Source organism: Lysinibacillus sp. FSL M8-0355 (genome assembly GCF_038008985.1).
Lineage (GTDB): Bacteria > Bacillota > Bacilli > Bacillales_A > Planococcaceae > Lysinibacillus > Lysinibacillus fusiformis_D.
The window spans coordinates 2,546,586-2,570,537 of sequence record NZ_JBBPAI010000001.1 but is presented as its reverse complement, the minus strand read 5'-3'; the positions used below and the strand labels follow the sequence as shown (position 1 = coordinate 2,570,537).

Genomic DNA, 23,952 nt, shown 5'->3' with positions numbered 1-23,952 from the left:
TACATTTAAAAAACACAAGTTGAAAAACTGTTGGTTAATCATATGAATGGTACCAGACGCTCAAATGTGCACCTGGTTTGTTTTTTATTAAAGCAGAACTGATTATCCAAAAAGAAACAAATTGTAAGGTATTGTCATATGTGTATATGTATATTATATAGTTATTAAAATAGTTGCATCATTTCTTTAATGTTTAATTATAAAGAAGTTAATAATCTAAAAGTAAAAGTTGTTGTATTGATTTTTTCTACTACTCATACGTGTCCGGATGAATTTTTATTTACTATTTATTCCTGCGGTACACTTTTTACAAAAAGTTCGTGTACCGCAATCTGTACCACAGTTAAATACATTTTGATATGCTTCGTTAGATAGGTATAGAAACCCGCGTTAATACAAACCCTTGATATTATGCACATCAAAAAATTAAAAACATCAGGATAGAAACCAAGGTCATAAGTAATGCTTATCAAAAAAGATAATATTAATGTAATTTACTTATGAATATAAATGCGCTATCATGGGTATTGGAGAAAAGATGCTACACATTTTTAAAGCCTTTTCAAAAAGATATATTTAGGGGGATCCGCAAATGGCACAAGGTAATTTACACAACAGCCGTGCATCATTCGAAGTGAATGGTAAAACTTACAATTACTATGACTTAGCTGCGATTGAAAAAGCTGGCGTTGCAAAAGTTTCAAACCTTCCTTACTCAATTAAAGTGTTATTAGAATCTGTTTTACGTCAATATGATGCGTATGTAATTAAAGAAGAACATGTAAACGAATTAGCAAAATGGGGCAATGGTGCTGACCCTGAAGCAGAAGTACCATTCAAACCATCTCGCGTTGTATTACAAGACTTTACTGGTGTACCAGTAGTTGTTGACCTTGCATCACTTCGTTCTGCAATGAAGGAAATGGGCGGCGACCCAAGCAAAATCAACCCTGCTATTCCAGTTGACCTTGTAATTGACCACTCAGTACAAGTTGACAAATACGGTAATGCATCTGCACTGCAAGCAAACATGGACCTTGAGTTTGAACGTAACGCTGAGCGTTATAACTTCTTAAAATGGGCTCAAACTGCTTACAATAACTTCCGTGCTGTACCACCAGCAACAGGTATCGTTCACCAAGTAAACTTAGAGTACTTAGCTCCAGTTGTACACGTAAACGAAAATGCTGACGGCACATTCGAAACTTTCCCAGATTCAGTAGTAGGTACTGACTCTCATACAACAATGATCAACGGTATCGGTGTTCTTGGATGGGGCGTAGGTGGTATTGAAGCCGAAGCAGGTATGCTTGGTCAGCCTTCATACTTCCCAATTCCAGAAGTTATCGGTGTTAAATTAGTTGGCGATCTTCCAAACGGAACAACTGCTACTGACTTAGCATTAAAAGTAACACAAGTATTACGTCAACGTGGCGTAGTTGGTAAATTCGTTGAGTTCTTCGGACCTGGCGTATCTAAATTACCACTAGCTGACCGTGCGACAATCTCAAACATGGCTCCTGAATATGGTGCTACATGTGGTTACTTCGCAATCGACGAAGAATCATTAAACTACATGCGTTTAACTGGTCGTGACGAAGAGCACATCGCGGTTGTTGAAGCTTACCTTAAAGCAAACCACATGTTCTTCGATCCAGCATTAGAGCCAGTTTACACTGATGTTTTAGAAGTAAACTTAGCTGAAATCGAACCAAACCTTTCTGGTCCAAAACGTCCACAAGACTTAATTCCACTATCTCAAATGCGTTCTCGTTACAAAGAAGCAGTGGTGGCACCACAAGGTACACAAGGTTTCGGTTTAACAGAAGATGAATTCGCAAAAACTTCTGTAGCGAAATTCGCTGAAGGCGATGTAGAAATTCCAACAGGTGCTGTTGCAATTGCAGCGATCACTTCTTGTACAAATACATCTAACCCATACGTATTAATTGCTGCGGGCTTAGTGGCGAAAAAAGCTGTAGAAAAAGGTCTAACAGTGCCTAAATGGGTAAAAACTTCTTTAGCACCAGGTTCTAAAGTTGTAACTGGTTACCTTGAAGATTCAGGTTTACAAACGTACCTTGATACAATCGGCTTCAACACTGTAGGTTATGGTTGTACAACATGTATCGGTAACTCAGGTCCATTACTTCCTGAAATCGAAGATGCAATTAAAGCAAATGACTTATTCGTAACTTCTGTACTTTCTGGTAACCGTAACTTTGAAGGTCGTGTACACCCACTTGTAAAAGCTAACTACTTAGCTTCTCCACCACTTGTTGTTGCTTATGCACTTGCTGGTACAGTGGATATCGATCTACAAAAAGATTCATTCGGTAAAGACAAAGAGGGTAATGAAGTATTCTTCGCGGATATTTGGCCATCAACAGAAGAAGTTAATGCAGTATTAAGTACTGTTGTTAACCGTGAGTTATTCCAAAAAGAATACGAAACAGTATTCACAGCGAACGAAAAATGGAATGCAATTGAAACATCAACTGAGTCTCTATACACATTTGATGATAAATCAACTTACATCCAAAACCCACCATTCTTCCAAGGTCTTGCAAAAGAGCCAGAAGCAATCCAAGGCTTAGACGGCTTACGCATTATGGCGAAGTTCGGTGACTCAATCACAACTGACCATATTTCTCCAGCTGGTGCAATCGGTAAAGATACACCTGCAGGTAAATATTTAATTGAAAACGGTGTTGCAATCCGTGACTTCAACTCTTACGGTTCTCGTCGTGGTAACCACGAAGTAATGATGCGTGGTACATTTGCAAACATCCGTATCCGTAACCAAGTGGCTCCTGGTACAGAAGGTGGATTCACTACTTACTGGCCAACAGGCGAAGTAGAGTATATCTATGACGCATGTATGAAATACCAAGAGCAAGGTACTGGCTTAGTCGTACTTGCTGGTAATGACTACGGTATGGGTTCTTCTCGTGACTGGGCTGCGAAAGGTACATTCCTACTTGGCGTGAAAACTGTTATCGCACAATCTTACGAGCGTATCCACCGTTCTAACTTAGTAATGATGGGTGTTCTTCCACTTCAATTTATGCCAGGTGAATCTGCTGAGACACTAGGCTTAACTGGTAAAGAAGAAATCTCTGTTAACATTACTGACAACGTAAAACCACGTGAAATCTTAACAGTAACTGCTAAATCTGAAGACGGCACAGTTAAAACTTTCCAAGCTTTAGCTCGTTTCGACTCAGAAGTAGAAGTAGACTACTACCGTCACGGTGGTATCCTACAAATGGTTCTACGCGCAAAAGCTGCTGAGTAATCATCATCATAAAAACCGATCTCTTAGGAGGTCGGTTTTTTTATATGGAGGATAAAAATTAGATCGAACCAAATGACGGATATATTGGATAATTATATTTTAATTTCCAACTAACCTAGCATTTTCCCAAATCTTTAGATAAAATTAATATGTAAGCATTACATTTTACATAAATGGGGGGACGATTAATTATGACAAAGAAAAAACATAAGCTTTATACGGCGGCAACAGCTGCAATGGCGGTTACAACTGTTGCAGTAGTACCTGTTTCGGCTGCTAGTCCATTTTCAGATGTGAGCGAAGATCATGCATATTTTAACGGTATTTCCACATTACATGCAGCAGATATTATTCATGGTTTTCCAGATGGTACATTTAAGCCCTCACAGGACGTAACACGTGGACAGGCGGCAAAGATGATAGCAAGTGCTTTTCAATTAACAACAACGGATTTGACTGTAGAAAATCCGAATTTCAAGGATGTTGACTCATCTAGCCCATACTATAAGGCGATAGTTACACTAGTAAATCTTGGGGTTGTACAAGGCTATGAGGATGATACATTCCGTCCAGATGACACGATTACACGTGGTCAAATGGCGATAATGGTAGCAGAGGCAGCAGGTTTAACAGCGAAAGGCAAAAGCCCATTTACTGATGTACAGCAAAATAGTCCATTTGCAGAGGCAGTAACAGCACTGTATGAGGCAGGCGTTGCGAAGGGGGTTTCTGCCACAGAATTTGGTGTAGATAAAAATGTTACGCGTGGTCAGTTAGCAACATTTATCGTCAACGCATTAGACTTACCTGTGGATACACAGCCTATACCAGAAGAAAAAGGGGAAGACCCTAAAGGGGAGCAGGTAAAGGAAGAACAGTCTACTACAACAAAAAATAGTGCTTTGTTAGAGGAAGTATTTACTAAAACAGTAGCCAAGCAAAAAGAGCTAAAAAGCATGAAGGCTACCATGACCATCTCTCAGTCAGTGGAGGCAAACGATGGCAAGGAAACCATGAAAATGGATTCTAAAGGCAACATGAAGATGGAAATTGTTACAGAGCCGATGCAATTCTTTGCTGATGGTACAATGTCGCTAACAGATCCAACAAGTGGTGAAGCGATTAATTTGCCGATTAAAATGTATATGACGGCTAAAGATGGTATGTATATGTATGAGGCAGAGCAAAAGGCTTGGATAAAGTTCCCGAAACAATTATTTGAGGATGTACTTAGCCAAACAGGGATACAGCCAGATGCAACGGAACAATTGGAGATGCTACAAGCATTTGCTGAAGATTTCACATTAGTTGAAACAGCAAATCGTTATGAATTAACACTAAAGGGTGCTGGGGATAAATTCACAGAGCTAGTGAAGCAGCAGCTTGGCGCAATGAATTTAGGAATGGATGCCGATCTAGAGGCACAATTAGGTAACATGTCCTTTGATAGTCTCACATATAAATTATTGATTAATAAAGAAACATTTGATGTAGAAGAAATTGCTATGGATATGACCTTAAAGATGAAAGTGGAAGGCAATTCGATCAAAACAAGACAGCAAACTACAATTAAATATCATGATTTCAATGCGGTAACAACGATTACGATTCCAAAAGATGTGCTAGACAACGCGAAGGAAATGGATTTTAACACATCAGAAACAGCACCATTAGAAAAATAATAGCAATAAAGTAAAAAAGTAGGGTTACATCATAATATTTGGTGTAAGCCTGCTTTTTATCCTGCTGTAAATCATGTTTAAACGATGTTTACTAACTCAAAACTGGTAGCCAGTGCCTTAGCGGTTCGTGATTGACACCTATATATTGATCCTTAATCAGAACTATATCATTAGTTTCAAGAAGTAAAGAGTTAGGAGTGAAGTTATTACAATCAATATCAGAAAACAAATGTACATAATGAAGCTGTCCAAAATGAACTCTTTTGGACAGCTTTATAAAATTATTTAAAGCCCATTAAATCCTTTACTTTCAATGTATTATCAGGTGATGTTAGCATTTCAAGTAAGCCAAATGCGACATCGAATGCAGTGCCTGGGTTCGAAGATGTAATAATGTGCTCTGTGTAGACAATTCGTTCATTAGCAACATTTGCACCATAGGATTGAAGCTGCTCTAATCGTTTACTTGTTGGATGATTATAAGTTGTCGCCTTCTTATTTTGTAGAATACCGCTATGCCCTAATATTAGGGAGGCTACACAGATTGTTGCAATAGGCTTTTTCTGTTCATCAAAATGACGCACAACTGTTTGAAATTCCTCGCTAAAGGCATCTTCGTAAAAGCCTGCTTCCTCAAAGCCCCCTGGGATTGCTAAAGCATCAAAATCCTTTAAATCAATTTCATGCAGCAATTTTTCAGGAATGACGCTAAAATTCCATGTACATTGCAATTGTTTATGTAACCCGACTGTAATGACTTCTGTTGATTCATCGCCTTCCCATTTATTCCAGCCAAGCACATCTGTAAAAACACTGGCTTCCACGGCCTCGAAGCCATTTGCTAAAAGTAATAATATTTTTTTCATATTGATTCTGCCTCCTTTATTGCTTTTATTGTAATCAAAAGAGCTGAATGTTAACAGAAGCTGTATAATGTATTTTGGATAAAAAACTTTATTTGAAAAGGTATTATAGAAAAAATAATTGATTTAGAAAGGTGAAGGACCATGGATCAAATTGATATACAAATATTACAGCAATTACAGCACAATGCAAAAATCTCGATGAAGGAATTAGCAGCAATTGTTCATTTATCTTCTCCCGCTGTTATTGAACGGGTCAAAAAGCTGGAGGAACAAGGTGTGATTGAAGGGTATCATGCAAGGGTGAATTTGAAAAAGATGGAGCGCACTATTGAGGCCATTATTTTATTTAAATCCATTGATTGTAAAAGCCTCTCTGCATTTTGTAAGGCTCATCCTGATGTCTTGGCGTGCTATCGAGTGGCGGGGGAAATTAGCTATATTGTCAAACTAGCGACTTATTCAGTAGAAACATTAGAGCAGTTTATTGATGCAGCTATGCCCTATGGTACACCTTCTACCAATATCGTGTTATCTTCAACGGAAAAAAAGGTTATTAGCCCGTTTGCTGACAATGATTTAGAATAAATGACAAAAAAAGCAAACCTCGAAGCTATGAGCACCGTTTATAGGAAAGAGAGGGCTCATTTACGAACTAGAAAGAATAATGGAACAGCATACAGAGAGGCTTATTCGTCTTGCCTTTTACTATGGAAGAGATTGACAAAGTGCAGAAGATATCGTGCAGGATGTCTTAATTAAATTTTATGATAACCAACAAAACTATGAGGAACGTGGCGAACTAAAGGCTTATTTATCGAAGCATCGAGGCAAAGATTTACGCAGTTGGGCCTATTGCAAAATTCAAGTACAACAGAAGCTTTTTGCAAAGCAAACTACCACTAGAAGGATATACTTGTACAGCAAGACGAACGCATTTTGATTGAAAATGTGATTCTAGCACTCCTATTCAAGCAGCGTGAGGTCATTTTTAAAACAATGTCTGTGGTGGATATAATTATCTGTAGATGAATTGGTGCAAAAACATAGCAATGGTACACGTTTTCCTTTAGTGGATGTCCCAAAACGCTATCAAAGTACAATATAGCCAGGTGATTGGGAACAATGCCTCTCAACCTCTCATCGATTTTCCTAGAGATGAAAATAGTGGAGGAACTTCAATAAAAGGAAGCTAGATATTCAACGTTTTAGAATGTCTAGCCTTTTCTGTACAATTGGATTAAAATACAATAGTTGTAACATTTTTCTATGCAGGAGGTGTTGAATTGGTATTTGCTCTATTAGATAATGCGACAGCCTTTTTCCTAAGCTTACCTCTTCTACTGATTTATTTAAAAAGTATACCGCAGGAAGAATCCTTATGGCGGTGGTCGATGCCTTTATGGTTGTTGAATTACAATGTCATTCGATATTTTGCCTCGGATGGCGAGATTTTTTGGGTTGTCCTTTGTTGGCAGTTATTATTTTTATGGCCAATAAGTCTAGCAATATATATTCATTTATACAATAAGGAAAAGCAGTGGGCGTTTTACATAGGATTAAAGAAAAAGCATGTACTCATTGTGGCTTCATTGATGGTGCTATTTGGGGGAGCTCTCATCTATTCACTTCATCAGGCAAATGAGCAAGTGATTGTTTTTCATCAGGAGGTCATGGAAGAACTTGAGATCAGTTCAGATCGACAGCATTATTTAATGTATAATGCGAATGCACCTTCTACACTTCTTGGTGTAGCGGATGACATAGCTGAGGTACGCAGAGGTCGGGTTTATGCAGCCACTTTCCCTTGGAGCAGCAAGGTGATTGTGCACCTAGATAATTGGCAAAAGGAATTGACCTATGTCCGTTTTTATAATGGATGGAAGCTGGATGGGCTATACCGAGAAAGTAGTACGGAGTATCACAATGAATAAGCAAAGTGGAATTAGCCAGTTGTATTGAAGGAAGATGAATTAAAGGCTAGATTAATGGCATTGAAAAAGGGTCAGGCTACTTGGCAGCAAGAGCATCAACAGCAGGTTTTGCATGCCATGCTAGCACATATCGGTTCTACTGAAGTGAGCTACGAGATACATGGATTTAGGGCAGCTTTTATGAATGGATTTTAGAAAAAATTTGCTGAATCATCGTTGCTTCATTGAACTTTGGGATTAAAGCTTAAACCATTTATTATTCAAAGGAATCTGATTGGGTTTTTTACTCACTCGTTTACAATCTTATTGCTCGTACTTATTTTAGCTAGGGATCTACACAGATATTTTTTTATCTAAGGATAGCATGAGGCTTGTCAAACGAAGTTATGAACTTACATATCATCTGAAAAGGATGTAAGAAGCTATGTACCTGGCAAAGGATGGGCACATAGTGTGGCACATGTATCGGATGCTATTGATGAACTAGTGAAAAATCCTAAAATGAATGGATCAGCCTATGTCGCTATGTTACATGCACTTTGGTTTTTCTATTTACAACCTGCTTATGTATTTATTCATGATGAGGAGGAAAGGTTGTTAGTCCTGATTTTCGCTATGTTGGAAAAATGAAATCATCCAAATATTGCAGCAAACACTGTCAACAGTAGCCACATTAAAGGGGCAATTGGATGAAGTAAACTTTTATATCGGGCTATTTAATGTCAAAATATTGCTGAAGAGCTTTATTCAAACCAATCCGCAATCTTAATATATGACTCTCCATCAAAGTATTGTCACTTGTCTCAACGAAATTTTTTAAGGTTGTCCACTGTTGACAGACAATTGGTAATTTGTTACGATGAGTGACAATAAAAGCATACAAATTCGTTGATGAGAAAGAGTAGTGTTTCATTTTGTTCTACAGAGAGCCGACATTTGGTGGAAGTCGGTGTGCAGGTGTTACATGAAAATCCTCTCTGAGAAGATTGGCTGAATAGAGTAAGCCAATCCGGGTGTCTACCGTTAAAAAGAACACGTATGATTGTACGTTGCTGAGCGCTATTGACCATTGTGTCAATAGAATTAGGGTGGTATTCGCGGTTAACCCCGTCCCTTTCCTTGGGACGGGGTTTTTTGTATGCCTTTTATACAAAATGGATTGTATAGGAGGAACTCATATGCAGGAAGAACAAAAGAAGGAAACAGTGGTTGAACGAGAAACAAGGATTCGTGCGTTGTGGGCGCAAGAAGGAACCTTGGCAAAGTCCATCAACAATCGTGCTGGACAGCAGCCCTTTGTATTTTACGAGGGACCGCCAACAGCGAATGGTTTACCACATGTTGGTCATGCTTTTGGCAGAACAATTAAAGATGTTGTGGCACGCTATAAAACGATGCAAGGCTATCTCGTTGAACGAAAAGCAGGCTGGGATACACATGGATTGCCTGTGGAATTAGGAGTAGAAAAGGCATTAGGCATCTCTGGGAAGCAGGAAATTGAGAATTACGGGGTAGAGCGATTTATTCAGGCATGTAAAAAGAGCGTTTTTACCTATGAGCAAAAATGGCGTACCTTTACCGAGCAGCTTGGCTACTGGCTTGATATGGATAATCCTTATCTGACACTAAGCAATGATTATATCGAATCTGTGTGGCATATTTTAAGCCATGTACACAAGGAACAACTTTTATATAAAGGGCATCGTGTTTCACCTTATTGCCCTAGCTGCCAAACATCCTTAAGTTCACATGAGGTAGCACAGGGGTATAAGGATGTCAAAGACTTATCCGTTACAGCGATGTTTAAGCTTCGGGATCGCGACGAATATTTCTTAGGCTGGACAACGACGCCTTGGACATTACCTGCTAATGTAGCCTTGGCTATGAATCCATCTCTTCAATATGTACGTGTAAAGCATGAGAATAACATATACATCCTCGCTAAATCACTGGTAGAAAAGGTTTTTACAGAGCCTATCGAAGTACTAAGTGAGCATGATGGGCAAGAGTTTGCGGGTGTTTCCTATCAACCACCATTTTCTTATGTAACGGTCGAAAAAGGGCAAGTTGTCGTTATGGCGGATTACGTGACGGAGCATAGTGGAACAGGAATTGTGCACATTGCTCCAGCCTATGGAGAGGACGATTATAAAACAGTACAGTACCATGGTTTGTCCTTTGTCAATGTAGTTGATTTAAAAGGCTGTTATACAGAAGCTGTGTCTGAGCTTGTCGGACGCTTTGTAAAAGATTGTGATGTTGATATCATTAAAATGCTAGCGGCAAAAAAACTTCTATTTGCTAAAGAGAAATATGAGCATAGCTACCCACATTGCTGGCGCTGTGATTCACCTTTGCTGTACTACGCAACAGATAGCTGGTTTATCAAGATGTCAGCATTAAAGGAGCAGCTTTTACAAAATAATCAGCAAGTGACATGGTATCCAGGTCATATTAAGGACGGTCGATTTGGCAACTTCCTAGAAAATTTAGTGGATTGGAATATTAGCCGTAATCGTTACTGGGGTACACCATTGAATGTCTGGGTTTGTCGGGAGTGTGCTCATGAGGTGGCTCCAAGTAGTGTTGCAGCATTAAGAAAATTAGCTAAAGGGGCTTTCGATGAAAATTTAGAGCTTCATAAACCATTTATTGATGACATTGTCTGTACATGTCCTGTCTGTCAAGGAGACATGAAGCGGACGCCAGAAGTTATTGATGTTTGGTTTGACAGTGGCTCGATGCCATTTGCCCAGCAGCATTATCCTTTTGAAGATGTCACGACTTTTCGTCAGCAGTTCCCTGCAGATGTCGTCATTGAGGGAATCGACCAAACAAGAGGCTTTTTCTATAGCTTATTAGCGGTATCGACGTTATTTACAGGCAAGCCACCTTATAAAAATGTTCTATCGTTAGGGCATGTCTTAGATGAGCATGGGCAGAAGATGTCAAAAAGTAAAGGTAATGCTTTAGAGCCTGTTGAATTAATCGAGCAATATGGAGCGGATGCTTTACGGTGGGCATTTTTAGTCGACAGCTCCCCTTGGAATCCGAAGCGTTTTTCTAAGAAAATTATCTTAGATGCGAAATCGAAACTAGTGGATACACTTGACAATACGTTTAAATTTTATGCAATGTATGCCCATATCGATGGCTTTACGTATGATGCTACAAATAAAGGGAGTCGATCACCTCTAGATCATTGGATTTTGTCTCGTCTCCATCACACTATCCAACTTGTCACAACGTTCATGGATGATTATCAATTTACACAGGCTACACGAGAAATTGCTCAGTTGGTAGAGGAGTTAAGCAATTGGTATATTCGCCGTTCACGAGCTAGATTTTGGGCAAATGGACTGACAGCAGATAAACGAGGTGCATTTAGTACGCTTTATGAAGTGCTTACATCTATTTGTCAATTGGTAGCACCGTTTACGCCATTTATTGCTGAAGACATCTACCGTCAATTATGTGGGAAAAGTGTTCATCTGGAGAACTACCCAGCATGTGACGAACAATTAGTGGATGTCAAGCTTGAACAAGAAATGGCAATGGTTTTAACAGTAGTGGAACTTGGACGCAGCATTCGCAATAGTCAGGGAATGAAGGTTAAGCAACCTTTAAGTGAACTCATTGTTGCCGTAAAAGGAGACCTGATGGATTTTCAAGTCTATAGTGAGCTCATTCAAGATGAGTTAAACATCAAAGCCTGTAGGTGGGCGCATGATTTTTCAGCCTATGAAAGCATCCAATATAAGCTGAATTTTAAAACTGCTGGAGCTGCATTTGGTGCAAAGGTTAATCAAGTAAAAGAATATGTGATGGCATTAACGAATGAAGAAAAGCAAAAGCTTCAGCATAATGGTTCGATTAATTTTGTGATGGAAGGACAACAGCTAACATTATTAGCAGCCCATGTTGTTGCTGAAGCGGTTGTGAAGGAGTATTATAGGTTAGCTGAGGATAGCACATGTCGTGTATTGATGAATGTTCAACTAACAGAAAGCTTGCTACAAGAAGGGCAAATGCGAGAATTAATTCGCACAATTCAAGACGCAAGGAAAAAATGGCAGCTACCAGTGGCCCAATATGTGTCGATTGCCTTTAACGGTAGTACAAAGGTACTTTCTATCATCCGACAGCATGAAGCAATATTACAAGCGAATGTATTAGTCAAGGCTATTCATTATGGTGAAGCGTGGTCTAAAGCGAAATCCGTTGAAACAACATTGTTTAATGAACAGCTCACGGTATTTGTCTCACTCTAAAAGAAATGCTCAGGAGGAATCCTGAGCATTTCTTAGTGTTGAAAAACAAAACAGTCAATTGAAAGGGAGAAATGGATTTCCGTTGCAGGCTACTTGCTTTCCTGTGGGCGAGCGCCTAGCCGCTTCCTCCGCTACCGCTCCGTTTAGAGGTTCGCCTGTCTCGCTATCCCATGGGAGTCAAGTAGCCTTCCACTCCACCCCACAAAAGTGTTACCTTTTTAGCAAAGTTTTCAAATAAAGTGAAGGTGTTCACTACTTTTTATGAAGAGGTGTTGTCACGCATCACTTCTCCATATTGAAAATAAAAGTTTATCCCTTCTAAGAATACAGATAATGGGCTATTTGATCGCTATACTACTATGAAAAAAAGTAAAGACACTTTGCAGAATGATTGATTGGAGTGGAGCCAGCGTCACAGATGAGACCCTGGAACGAGCGTAAGTGAGTGAAGCGGCTCATCGGACGCCCCCTGGAAAGGGCGCTGACGGAACGGAAATCAACCTCTCACCTTGCAAATTTGCTTTTTCTGCCGTTGACATCATCTTTTTTCAACAACATGAAATGCTTCAGGAGGAATCCTGAGCATTTTCTATGTAGGCTACAGTAAGCCACTTGCGAGATAACACGCTGTTGCCCAAATAAAGATGGCTGAGCATTTATTCAAGATGCCCATCAACTTACCAGAGCTATCGAGTTTTTTGAACGAGGCACCAGTCAACGTGAGACCGAAAAACCATAGCCAAGAAATTAGCACGCAGGCTACCGTGAAAATCATTTGCTCTGTACCACTATATTTTAATGCGCTCGTACCAATGACGCCGATTGTATCTAATATAGCATGTGGATTAAGTAACGACACAGAGAGGGCAAAGAGAATTTGTTTTTTTATGGGCAGTGGTTCACTTTTTTCTGTAGTGCTCGGATTTGAGCGCCAGATGGTATAGCCCATATAAAGTAAAAAAACAATACCAACAGTCATTAAAGCGATACGTAGCCACTCAAATTGTAAAACAATTAAGGATAGTCCGAATACCGCAAGCACAATTAGCATTGTATCACAGAGGGCAGCTGTTACACTTGCTGGCAGGGCGCGTAATAAATTGGGTTGTGTAGCACCTTGAGAAAAAACAAAAACATTTTGTACACCTAAAGGTAAAATGAGTCCAAATGCTAAAATGATGCCATGAAGAAAAGCTTCCAACAATCATCCCTCCTTTCACTATTCATTTTAGATATGGTATAACTAAAAGAAAACGACCAATTGGATGGTTTTTTATCCACCCAATTTTCTAGCAGGAAAGGTGATGGATAAATGAACTGGCAGCCAAATAGACAAAGAGATACCTCATTACAACAGCAAATTGTGCAATGGATAACAGCACTGGTGGAACAAGGAGACTGGGTAGCAGGAACAAAACTGCCCACGCAAAGACAGTTAGCCATGCAGTTTGGCGTCAATCGTAGCACGGTTCAACAGGCTTTAGAGGAATTAAAAGCAATAGGTCTCCTTGAATCAAAGATAGGCTCTGGGGTTTACGTTACGCATAATTCATGGCATGCATTAATTCAACAAACACAGCCGAATTGGCAAACCTATATCGAAACAAGTATCCATAAGCCAAACTATCACACTATCCAATTAATTAATGAATACGAGCAGCGTGAGGATGTCATTCGTTTAGGAACGGGTGAGCTAGCACCAAGCTTATTGCCCACAGAGGCCATAGAAGCTTCACTAAGGGAGCTATCTTTTCAGCCCAAAGCATTGGGCTATTCCTCACCACAGGGTAATGATCACCTTCGTGCAGCTATCTGTGACTATGTACGAAACAGAGGCATCGTTGCTGAGCCTCAACAGGTCTGCATTGTCTCAGGTGCACTTCAGGCATTGCAGTTAATTGCCGTTGGTTTACTAGAACAAGGGTCTATTGTATTTCAGGAGCCAACCTCCTATTTAAATTCTGTCCATCCATTTCAATCAGTAGGGATGCAAATGGTGAGCATTCACCGCGATGAACAGCTTGCCCAAACATTGTCTCAAAGGAAACGGAAAAAACAAGCCGTATTTTACGCTATCCCAACTTTACATAATCCAACGGGCCAAGTATGGACATCTCTGGAAAAAAAGCAGCTCTATGAAGCCTGTCAGGCATCACGTATTCCAATTATTGAGGATGATGTCTATCATGAATTACTTTTTGAAGCGACCTCTCCTCCTATTAAAGCAATGGATAGCAGCGGACAAGTCCTTTATATTGGGAGTGTCTCCAAAACCTTAAGCCCTGGGCTACGCATTGGCTGGCTTATTGGTCCAACCACCGTCATCGAACGATTAGCCGATATAAAAATGCAAACGGACTATGGCTCAAGTGCTATCTCACAAGAAATTGTCCTACATTGGCTACAATCAGGAAAATATGAATCGCATCTTGCATCTTTACGTCAGCACTTGCAGGATCGAGCCCATTTCACTGAGCAAATTTTACAGGGAAAATTTAAAGACATTGCTACTTGGAGCAAACCAAAGGGAGGCTTTTATATTTGGCTCAAGTTTCATGAGCCACTTATAGACAAAGAATTCTTTATGAAGCTATTGCAGCAACAAGTATTAATCAATCCTGGCTATATTTATGACCCACAAGATCATCATCATATTCGTCTATCTTATGCCTATGCAACATATGACGAATTGCAGGAAGGCCTCCAAATCTTGCATAAATGTGTAGTGGAGGCTTTGCTACAGTAACTGATTATGTTTTCATGGGAATGAATTTGCTCTACGTTTAGAGGAGTGATGCCTCCGCTCCATAATGTGAGGAAAGCGGTCAAAAAAGTAATCATTCCTCGTAACCAAATAGCCATTCTCATGCACTCGCCCAACAGAAAAGCAAGTGAATAGTACAAGCTGTGTGCCCATACATTTAGAAGGATGAAAGTATTTTTTAAATTTCTACGATAAAGAGGTGAACGATTGGACAATTTGCCGCCGGGTTATTTTCAGGTGCCTCAGCCTATTCGGAATGATGGAGCTGGAGGGGTGGATAAGGGGCCACGCGATATTATGAGGGATTTAGAAAATCCGGATATGCTGGTGCCACCAACGACAGATGCGGGTTTGATCCCTAACCTACGATTCTCGTTTTCAGACACGCATATGACATTAAATCAAGGTGGGTGGTCACGGGAAATTACGGTTCGTGAATTACCGATTGCTACGACATTGGCGGGTGTAAATATGAGCTTGACACCGGGAGGCGTGCGTGAACTGCATTGGCATCAGCAGGCGGAGTGGTCTTATATGCTACTCGGTCATGCTCGGATTACGGCAGTTGATCAAAATGGCTGTAATTTTATTGCCGATGTAGGACCAGGTGATTTATGGTATTTTCCACCTGGCATTCCTCATTCAATTCAGGGGTTAGAGGATGGCTGTGAATTTTTATTAGTGTTTGATGATGGCAATTTCTCAGATCTGAATACATTGTCGATTTCAGATTGGTTTGCGCATACCTCGAAGGATGTGCTATCTGCCAATTTTGGGGTTCCAATTAGTGCTTTTGATCATATTCCGAATGAGCAAGTGTATATTTATCAGGATCAGGTTCCTGGTCCCATCAATTCACAAAAAGTGGAGTCTCCTTATGGGCAGGTTCCACAAACTTTTAAGCATCGCTTATTAGCACAGCCACCACTGAAAACACCAGGTGGCAGTGTGCGTATTGTGGATTCAACTAATTTTCCGATTTCCCAAAATATCGCAGCGGCACTGGTGGAAATTGAGCCTGGGGCGATGCGCGAATTACATTGGCATCCGAACAACGATGAATGGCAATATTATCTACAAGGAAAAGGGCGAATGACTGTTTTCACAGGGAATGGAACAGCACGAACATTTGATTATCGTGCAGGTGATGTTGGGTATGTGCCGTTTGCGACGGGGCATTATGTTGAAAATACTGGCACAGAGCCATTATGGTTTTTAGAAATGTTTAAAAGTAACCGATTCCAGGATGTATCTTTGAATCAATGGATGGCCTTAACGCCAACAGAATTGGTGCAAAGTAATTTGCAGGTTGGCCCTGAGTTGCTACAGGCTCTTAGAAAGGAAAAATGGCCAGTGGTGAAATACCCTGGTTTTTCGTATTATCCAAAATAAGAATGCAGGTGAATACTTTGTAAAATTAAAGATAAGTGAACGCATGTTTTTATTTTAAAACAGTAACTTATCTTTAATGTCACACATTATAGGATAGTTGGTACATCACTTATATAGTAGTGGTGTACTTTTTTATTTAGTAGACCTCATTTATTACTACAACAACGAAGGGAGTTTTATAAAAATGGTTATTATGAAACACCTACATATTTTCTAGGATATTTTTTATGGGTTTTTGAAGTACGTCTATAATGGCAGCGATGATAGCTGTTACTAAAATCCCTATTAGACCAAGTGCTATCGGACCTGCTGCGTCTTCACCCGTGAACATAGCAGAAACCCTTAAGTAAACTATTAAAAACAAAATGAAGAAAATAATTGTCAAAGCGCATTTTTTTATAATCTGTAAGGAATTAAGGGATAGCTCAGAAAAAGCATTGTTTATATTGATATAACTCAATAGTTTATAGGCTTGATACAATGCAACAGAAAACGTAATGCATACTCCATAGGCACATATTAACAATGGATATATCGAGTAATCTCCTGGACGCACTTTGGCATCTCGTAAAGCTGCTTGAGGTAACCAATAGATACACACAGCAAGTACCGCAATTCCAATAAGAAAAGCAATGATCTTTAAGAAAAAAGTTGAACTTAGTTTAACATTCATTTGAAGCACCTCACCGATTTAATGATAATATGATATTAGTCTATTTATTATCGTTTATCAATATATTTATTTCGTTTTTTATTATATTATTGTTGTTATTCAAATGATTATTTAAAAATCATGTGGGAATCGTACTTCCGTTATGGTAAGTTTTATGATGAAGTAACTGAACAATAGGGCGCAATTGTTAAAGTTGGGAATGCGTCTTTCATCATCTAAAGGGCGATTAAAATGGTAAAGAAATTCGGCAAAATTACATTAGAATTCAGTTTAGCTTGTGAAGTAGTGTATTTAAACTAACACTGCAGTTGAGTTTAAGAAGGATAAAGAAATCATCGAACGAATTAGTTAACTATATTGAAAATGAGGTGACTAAATGAGATTAGGGTTAAAACGAGATGAGGTAAGGTTAGAAGCACATTGTGATGAGTGGAAAAAAGAGTTTTTTAGGGTGAAACAGGATATTTTAAATGCAACGCCGATTCAAGAGAATAGAATTGAACACATTGGTAGCACAGCCATAAAGAATATCGTTGCCAAACCAATATTGGATTTAGTCGTTGGTGTTGATGATATTGAAAATGTTGATAAATCGATATTTCAAGGGCTAAAGGAAGTTGGTTTTTTAAAGCTCAAAGTGGAACGCCCTAATGAAATTGTGCTTGCGAAGTTTAATGATGATCATTACGAGGAAAAGACACACTTTATTCACTTAGTAGAATACAACAAAGAACTCTGGAAAAATTTAATCTTTTTTAGGAACTACTTAATTTCAAACGAAACAGCAAGGGAAGAGTACAGAGAACTGAAAATGAAATTTGTAGAAGAGAAAAATGGTGGGATCAATGAATACACAGATTATAAGGAACAATTCGTAAAAGGAATCTATGAGAAAAGGAAATAATTTCTTGTTAAGCTAACAGTATGCTTTACTTTAACAAGCAAAAGACAAATCACCGTCTTGCTATTCAGCAATCGGGCGCTTTCATGGAAAACTAGGAAAGTATCTTTATAGGACAAAGTGTTATGGAACGCTGCATTTAATTAGGGGGGCATTGTTATGGAAATATACTGGGTAAACGGACAATATCAAGAAGATGAGCAGATTTTTGATTCTCAGTTTGAAGTTTATGAATGGACGGACTCATTATATCAAGATTTCTCCAATGGCTTTTTGAGAAAAGAAAATATCGGTTATGCAACTCCTGATATAAAGGTCATTGATTGTTTAACGGAACTAATACCACAATGGGCGGAATACATGAATGTATATGTTACAATGCATAGAGATAAGATTGAGGTAGATTGTAAAAAAATGTATAGAATTTGGACTTCATATAGTAGATAAAGTTCTTCCACCATCGGGCGCGGTTCTGTAATAAGGATCAGTGCTCGATCATTATAGGGACATATAATTGAATAAGAAATTATAATGTATAAATAGGGATAACGTCAGGAAAATGCGGATTTATAACGCTAAGTAAGGTTCAACTATGAGAAAACCTAATTTCTCAGTATGAAGTGAAAAATTAGGTTTTTTCAATAATAGAAAGAGATTTATAAGTATTTATCGCTAATCACTTTCATATGGTGTAACTCGTGCCCGACAATGCCATATACAATGGTTCCTACTGAAACTGGACTGTTCATTACAGTTCCTTTACGAACCCACGCAGCTTCATCAATAGTTGAAATCAGGCTTAATGTGTTGGAGCGTACGGTGTCTAAACCAGCTAGTAACTGTTCCCAAGATAATTTGTTGAAGTTTGCCGCAGAAACGTATTGATCCTGATCCATTGCTGGGAGTGGTGCAATTTCATTTCGTGCAATGGCAAGTATTCGATACGACATCACACGTTCGGAGTCGGTCATATGCCCAATCACTTCTTTTAAAGTCCATTTCCCTGGTGCGTACGTCTTACTTGCTAACTCCTCTGATACGCTGCCTAAGAGGGTAAGGGTCTTAGCTTGTTGCTTATTAAGTATTTCTTCAATATCTCCATCTGGCACAAGACTAACATACCTATCATGCTCTGGATTTTCAATAAATAATGGTCGTGGACGCACATGAATCCTCCTCATCGGAATAGTTAATTATGGTTGTAGGGTAATATTCTACTTTCAAGCGGATATTTCCTTTATATAATATTTATTTATTTTCATTACCGCTGTTTCGAAGACATATTAAATAATCGGGCGCAATTCTTGAAAAGGAATTGTGCCTTTTTCATTAATAGGGCCATTTAATTGAATTAAAAATGGGGCTTTATGTTAATCTTGATTTGAGTTTGTGAAGCAATGTACTTAAGCTAACGATGCATTTAGTTGAATAGCAATTAGGTGTGACTGGAAGAATTGGAGATGATATAAAAAACACCGAAGTGTCATATGTATTTTCAAATTAAGCTTATGGACAACTTGGAATTTGTGGGGTTAATCATAATAGTGAAATTCAAAACCGTCTTCTGGTTCGCCAACTTCATATCCCAATAATTTTGTAGCTCTATTCTTAAATATTGTAATCCATTCATCCCATTCTTCTGATGGTAACTTAGCATAGAATTGTAATCCACTTGATTCAATACTTACTTCTATTAATTTATCATCTGAACCATACCACTGTGGACAGCCGTTTACAAAGTTGTTCCAGTTAGGCATTTCTCTATATAAACGCTCCAACTTATCCCAAACTTCTTGTGGAGCAGAATAATGAATATTCAAATTAATATTGTATATTTCCATATGTTCTCCTTTTAATATATTGTTTTACTGTGGGTCAACTGTGATAAAAACACTTTTTAATCCGTCATCCGTATATAAAAACTCCATTTGTAAACACATATCTGCCAATTTTGAATTTGAAGTTAAAGCATAATCAACAGCAAATCCACTATTATCATTGAATTCATAGAAGTTGATTTGTGAATATTCGTATTTTGGGTGGAAATTACATGGAGCGCCATATTCATCAAATGAATCAAATCCATTTAAGTTTAATGTTTCTTGAACATAATAGAATAACTCACCAATATGATCCACTTCACATTCATCCACATAATTTAAAATGTTTTCATATTCTTTATTGTGCATTACTTTTAATATATTAGTAATAACAGTTAAAGCATATTGTTTATCTTCATTTTTCATAGTGAACCTCCAAATTCTAATTTGTCTTTCTATTCAACTGTATAATATCATAAATTTGTGAGAAAATTCACTTAAACTAACGGAGTGCTTTAGTTCAATAACGATCTTCCACAATCTGGCGCGATCATGGAAGAAGCCAATGATTATTTATTGTAGTATTGTGGTAGATGTTGTAGTAGTAAATGGGTTCATATGTTGTCCAAAAAGGATAGATGTAAGCAGGTATAATTCCTGTTCATCTATCCTTTTCTTTTTACCTACTATAATATGTGTGACATTTTAATCAAACACATAATTTTAATAAAAGAAATTCTCACCTGCTGTTTGTTAATATTGATATTTTTTGCGCGTCAGCAGCAAAATAGCGATGGCAGGCACTGTACAAATAAGCATGGCTGCAAAGGACAGGCCAGGAGATATTTCGTATAAATATCCTCCTAAAAACGTAAGGATTGCTGTACTTAAGCCCATGGCTAATGCGGAATAGAGACCTTGTGCATTTGGAATTTGTTCCTTTGGTAGAGCTTTCGTTAAGTAGCGGATAAAAGCGAAATGTGCTAGTGCAAAGGATAATGCATGCAAGGTTTGTGAAGCAATAAATACCCAGACATTCGGGAACATAAAGATAAGTAACCAGCGCAGGGAAGAGCCGCTTGCTGCTAAGAGTAATAATGACGATGAACGCCACTTCGTCAATAATGTATCGGCCTTCATAAAGTATAGGATTTCGCAAATTACTGCGATGTTAATAATCATGCCCATATAGAATGGGTCTACCTGTAAGTCTTCTAAATAAATATAACCATAGCTATAATAAGAGGCATGTGCACCCTGTAATAAAATTACGATAAATAAGACAATCGGGAAGCCCTTGATAGTCCATAAAGTCTTCATCGATAATGATTTCGCACGTTGTTCTTTTGTTGGCACAACAAGTAATTCCTTTGGAGTGGCTAATTGCTGCATAAGTAACATGCCGATCAACCCAATAATCATGCTCCAAAAGATGATGTTTTTGCCGAAAACGCCCGTCAACATACTAATAATTAATACAGCAATCACAAACCCGAAGGAACCATAGGAACGGCTTTTGCCGTAGTGAATATTGCCATGCTGGACAAGCGTTGCTGCACTACTTTCCACAGCAGGTAATAGTGCTGGATAAAAGACACTAAATAAAATGGTCACGATTAATAATGCGATAAAGCCAGTGCTTGGAATATAAAGTAATGCAGTTAGTAGAGCACCTACTGCTAAAATCGTAATAAGACGTTTATTGTGTACATATTTTGCAAGGGTTGGAAAGAAGAAAAGATTGGACGTGGCACGAGCTAGTAGCCCACAGCCCATTACAACACTTGCCTGCGATACTGTCAGATGTTTTGCATCCACAAGCCAACCTGTCCAGTAGGGTAAGAAAATGCCCCAGGTGATGAAAAATGTAAAGAAATTCTGAGAAAGCCATCGTTGATTGTTCATATAATTACCGTACCTCCATTAACTAAGTTGAATAATAGCATGTTCATCGCTACAATAATGTGAGATATCTCATATTTTTTAGAGGGGAGAGTAAAAAATGCATATTCTAACAGCTGAAGCACGTACCCAATATCTTGAAAAATATCCGATAGATGATTTTTTCTCATTTGCTATCGATCCTTATCTGGAAGTGTGTCAATTTGACAAAGGAGAGTGGATTTTTCAGGAAGGCTCCTTTCCAGATACATTGTATTACATGATAGAAGGCAAGGCGAAGCTCTATATGACGCATAAAAATGGCAAAGTTTCACTAATTGAATATTTGGAAGCTCCTCGTTTTATGGGGGAAATTGAATTGCTTAATGAGGCGAGGTATACAAAGGGGATACAAACTGTTACCAAGACAATTTGTTACTCCATTACACAGGCATGTAAGGAAAAGTTACTTGTGGATGCCTTGTTTTTACGTAGACTTTGTGTGTTTCTAGGGGAAAAAGCCACGAACATGACATCTAAATATACACAAAATCAAGCATATCCGTTTGAGAATCGCTTAGCAGCCTTTATTCAATTATCTGCTGATCAAGGTGTCTATAAGGAAAAGCATACGGAAATCTGTGAGTATTTAGGGGTTTCTTATCGCCATTTATTATATGTATTGGCACAGTTTTGTGAAGAGAAGATATTAGAAAAACGTAAGACAGGCTACCATATTATTGATGAAAAGCGTCTTGCACAGTTGGCTCAGGAGATACAATAGCGATGGACTTGCAGGAGATCGTGCTAGAAGGAAGCGCCCGATTAAGTTAGCAGAACGCTTACGAAGTACCATGTCAGACTTCATATAAAGAAGTCTGGGTTTGGCTTGTTGTATTCACTTTTTTTAATGAACCAGCGAGCGATGTCCTTACCACTATGGTAGAAGTCTACCTCATGCACCTTATTTTTTTGGATGGTGATGTCTAGCGTGTTTTCCATAACGTCAAAAGGTAAAACACCGATACATAAAGGATTGTTTGGTAAAAGACTTTCATGTGGTTTACGAACAGTTTGTTTCGCTTCAAGGTGCTTGTTCGCCGTATTATTTTGTGTCATATGGAATGCAAGTAGTTCTCCTTGTGCCAATGCCGTGCTTGATGAGTAACCAGTACTTTTCATTCAACATGCCCCCTTTTGTCGTTACATTTATTGTACAAGACTGGTTGGAAAAATAGCCGTTATTTACAAGGCTTTTACAATAACTTTAAGATTCATGGAATATTTAGTAATTTGTAACCGCATTCATACCGTTTTTGGATAAAAACCATAGAAAACTGATATAAATTCTTTTTGAAAAACTCATACTCAAACTATTGTGAATTTTTCTAACACAAAGTATTATTGTAATTAGATTTAACGTGAAAGTTTTCACAAAGTCACGAAATCGTTAGGAGGAATTTTAATGAGTGCAATTCGAGTAGGTATTGTAGGATATGGAAATTTAGGACGTGGTGTGGAGTATGCTATTTCACAAAATCCAGATATGGAAGTAGTAGCGGTGTTCACACGTCGTGATCCTTCAACAGTAAACGTAGCAAGCAATGCGAGCGTATATTTAGTAGATGACGCCGAAAAATTCCAAAACGACATTGATGTCATGATTTTATGTGGTGGCTCTGCAACGGATTTACCAGAACAAGGACCACATTTTGCACAATGGTTTAATACAATTGATAGCTTCGATACACATGCGAAAATTCCTGAATTTTTCGATGCTGTAGACGCAGCGGCACAAAAATCTGGTAAAGTGTCTGTTATCTCAGTTGGATGGGATCCAGGTTTATTCTCCTTAAATCGTCTACTAGGAGAATCCGTATTACCAGTTGGTACAACATATACATTCTGGGGCGATGGTTTAAGTCAAGGTCACTCAGATGCAGTACGTCGTATCGAAGGTGTTAAAAATGCTGTTCAATACACATTGCCAATTAAAGAAGCTGTAGAACGTGTACGTAATGGTGAAAACCCTGAATTAACAACACGTGAAAAACATGCACGTGAATGTTGGGTTGTGTTAGAAGACGGTGCAGATGCTGCAAAAGTGGAACAAGAAATTGTCACAATGCCTAACTATTTCGATGAATATAACACAACAGTTAACTTCATCTCTGAAGATGAATTTACAGCAAACCACACAGGTATGCCACATGGTGGTTTTGTCATTCGCAGTGGTGACAGTGGAGCAAACGATAAACAAATTCTCGAATTCTCATTAAAACTTGAAAGTAATCCAAACTTCACATCTAGTATATTAGTGGCTTATGCACGTGCTGCGCATCGTCTAAGTCAAGCTGGTGATAAAGGAGCGAAAACAGTATTTGATATTCCATTCAGTCTGCTTTCACCAAAATCAGCTGCTGAATTACGTAAAGAATTACTATAATCATAGAAAATCACCCGATTATCATTC

The 23,952-nt window shown here is 38.5% G+C and carries 21 protein-coding genes and 1 other annotated feature; of the genes, 13 read left to right on the top strand and 8 right to left on the bottom strand.

The features are described from left to right. Positions 1–592 precede the first annotated feature (592 nt). Positions 593–3,298 (top strand): aconitate hydratase AcnA, encoded by a 2,706-nt coding sequence (gene acnA, locus MKY46_RS12580; RefSeq protein ID WP_340834388.1) that lies wholly within the window; start codon positions 593–595, stop codon positions 3,296–3,298. Between the two features lie 191 nt (positions 3,299–3,489). Then, the gene (locus MKY46_RS12575; protein WP_340834385.1) at positions 3,490–4,980 is read left to right on the top strand and encodes an S-layer homology domain-containing protein; all 1,491 of its coding nucleotides are present in this window, start codon (positions 3,490–3,492) and stop codon (positions 4,978–4,980) included. A gap of 281 nt (positions 4,981–5,261) precedes the next feature. Here MKY46_RS12575 and MKY46_RS12570 read toward each other — a convergent pair whose 3' ends face one another. Continuing rightward, the gene (locus tag MKY46_RS12570; RefSeq protein ID WP_036120893.1) at positions 5,262–5,846 is read right to left on the bottom strand and encodes a DJ-1/PfpI family protein; all 585 of its coding nucleotides are present in this window, start codon (positions 5,844–5,846) and stop codon (positions 5,262–5,264) included. Positions 5,847–5,987: 141 nt separating this feature from the next. Here MKY46_RS12570 and MKY46_RS12565 point away from each other — a divergent pair, with 141 nt between their 5' ends. The 5 genes from MKY46_RS12565 (at position 5,988) to ileS (ending at position 12,048) form a co-directional block, all read left to right on the top strand. Then, positions 5,988–6,431, top strand: a complete 444-nt coding sequence (locus MKY46_RS12565; RefSeq protein ID WP_036120896.1) for an Lrp/AsnC family transcriptional regulator — start codon at positions 5,988–5,990, stop codon at positions 6,429–6,431. A gap of 698 nt (positions 6,432–7,129) precedes the next feature. Further along, positions 7,130–7,777 (top strand): hypothetical protein, encoded by a 648-nt coding sequence (locus tag MKY46_RS12560; protein WP_340834384.1) that lies wholly within the window; start codon positions 7,130–7,132, stop codon positions 7,775–7,777. 54 nt (positions 7,778–7,831) lie between these two features. Further along, positions 7,832–7,972: a hypothetical protein gene (locus MKY46_RS12555; RefSeq protein WP_231744998.1), complete on the top strand. Its 141-nt coding sequence runs from the start codon at positions 7,832–7,834 to the stop codon at positions 7,970–7,972. 258 nt (positions 7,973–8,230) lie between these two features. Beyond that, a complete protein-coding gene (locus MKY46_RS12550; RefSeq protein WP_231744999.1) occupies positions 8,231–8,407 on the top strand; it encodes a DUF2785 domain-containing protein in 177 nt (58 codons plus the stop codon). 249 nt (positions 8,408–8,656) lie between these two features. Continuing rightward, positions 8,657–8,895 (top strand) — a binding site (T-box leader). A 60-nt stretch (positions 8,896–8,955) separates the two neighbouring features. Then, entirely contained in the window at positions 8,956–12,048 is a 3,093-nt protein-coding gene (gene ileS / locus MKY46_RS12545) for an isoleucine--tRNA ligase (protein WP_340834382.1), read from the top strand. 598 nt (positions 12,049–12,646) lie between these two features. On the opposite strand, the gene MKY46_RS12540 is transcribed toward ileS, so the two are convergent. Then, on the bottom strand, positions 12,647–13,249 hold the full coding sequence (locus tag MKY46_RS12540; protein WP_271909964.1) for a LysE/ArgO family amino acid transporter: 603 nt from the start codon (positions 13,247–13,249) through the stop codon (positions 12,647–12,649). Positions 13,250–13,360: 111 nt separating this feature from the next. Here MKY46_RS12540 and MKY46_RS12535 point away from each other — a divergent pair, with 111 nt between their 5' ends. Next, positions 13,361–14,794, top strand: coding sequence for an aminotransferase-like domain-containing protein (locus tag MKY46_RS12535; protein ID WP_340834381.1), 1,434 nt, complete (start codon positions 13,361–13,363; stop codon positions 14,792–14,794). A 225-nt stretch (positions 14,795–15,019) separates the two neighbouring features. Further along, positions 15,020–16,204, top strand: a complete 1,185-nt coding sequence (locus MKY46_RS12530) for an oxalate decarboxylase family bicupin (RefSeq protein WP_340834379.1) — start codon at positions 15,020–15,022, stop codon at positions 16,202–16,204. Positions 16,205–16,406: 202 nt separating this feature from the next. Here the strand turns inward: MKY46_RS12530 and MKY46_RS12525 are convergent, their stop codons facing one another. Next, a complete protein-coding gene (locus tag MKY46_RS12525) occupies positions 16,407–16,877 on the bottom strand; it encodes a DUF2975 domain-containing protein (RefSeq protein ID WP_036117640.1) in 471 nt (156 codons plus the stop codon). A 376-nt stretch (positions 16,878–17,253) separates the two neighbouring features. On the opposite strand from MKY46_RS12525, the gene MKY46_RS12520 reads away from it, so the two are divergent. Further along, positions 17,254–17,781 carry a GrpB family protein gene (locus tag MKY46_RS12520; protein WP_340834377.1) on the top strand — a complete coding sequence of 176 codons (528 nt, stop codon included), beginning with the start codon at positions 17,254–17,256 and terminating at the stop codon, positions 17,779–17,781. 156 nt (positions 17,782–17,937) lie between these two features. Continuing rightward, a complete protein-coding gene (locus tag MKY46_RS12515; protein ID WP_338651254.1) occupies positions 17,938–18,225 on the top strand; it encodes a hypothetical protein in 288 nt (95 codons plus the stop codon). Between the two features lie 209 nt (positions 18,226–18,434). Here the strand turns inward: MKY46_RS12515 and MKY46_RS12510 are convergent, their stop codons facing one another. The 4 genes from MKY46_RS12510 to MKY46_RS12495 form a co-directional block, all read right to left on the bottom strand. Next, positions 18,435–18,944 (bottom strand): DinB family protein, encoded by a 510-nt coding sequence (locus MKY46_RS12510; RefSeq protein WP_058843526.1) that lies wholly within the window; start codon positions 18,942–18,944, stop codon positions 18,435–18,437. Between the two features lie 366 nt (positions 18,945–19,310). Beyond that, positions 19,311–19,619: a hypothetical protein gene (locus MKY46_RS12505; RefSeq protein ID WP_036117651.1), complete on the bottom strand. Its 309-nt coding sequence runs from the start codon at positions 19,617–19,619 to the stop codon at positions 19,311–19,313. 24 nt (positions 19,620–19,643) lie between these two features. Further along, positions 19,644–20,024: a DUF7668 domain-containing protein gene (locus MKY46_RS12500; protein WP_340834375.1), complete on the bottom strand. Its 381-nt coding sequence runs from the start codon at positions 20,022–20,024 to the stop codon at positions 19,644–19,646. A gap of 327 nt (positions 20,025–20,351) precedes the next feature. Then, entirely contained in the window at positions 20,352–21,503 is a 1,152-nt protein-coding gene (locus MKY46_RS12495) for an MFS transporter (RefSeq protein WP_036117657.1), read from the bottom strand. 97 nt (positions 21,504–21,600) lie between these two features. Here MKY46_RS12495 and yeiL point away from each other — a divergent pair, with 97 nt between their 5' ends. After that, a complete protein-coding gene (gene yeiL / locus MKY46_RS12490; RefSeq protein ID WP_036117659.1) occupies positions 21,601–22,263 on the top strand; it encodes a transcriptional regulator YeiL in 663 nt (220 codons plus the stop codon). Positions 22,264–22,343: 80 nt separating this feature from the next. Here the strand turns inward: yeiL and MKY46_RS12485 are convergent, their stop codons facing one another. Next, complete coding sequence (locus tag MKY46_RS12485; RefSeq protein WP_036117662.1) at positions 22,344–22,661, bottom strand: hypothetical protein; 318 nt, start codon at positions 22,659–22,661, stop codon at positions 22,344–22,346. 283 nt (positions 22,662–22,944) lie between these two features. On the opposite strand from MKY46_RS12485, the gene MKY46_RS12480 reads away from it, so the two are divergent. Further along, on the top strand, positions 22,945–23,925 hold the full coding sequence (locus tag MKY46_RS12480) for a diaminopimelate dehydrogenase (protein WP_036117665.1): 981 nt from the start codon (positions 22,945–22,947) through the stop codon (positions 23,923–23,925). Positions 23,926–23,952: the final 27 nt, after the last annotated feature.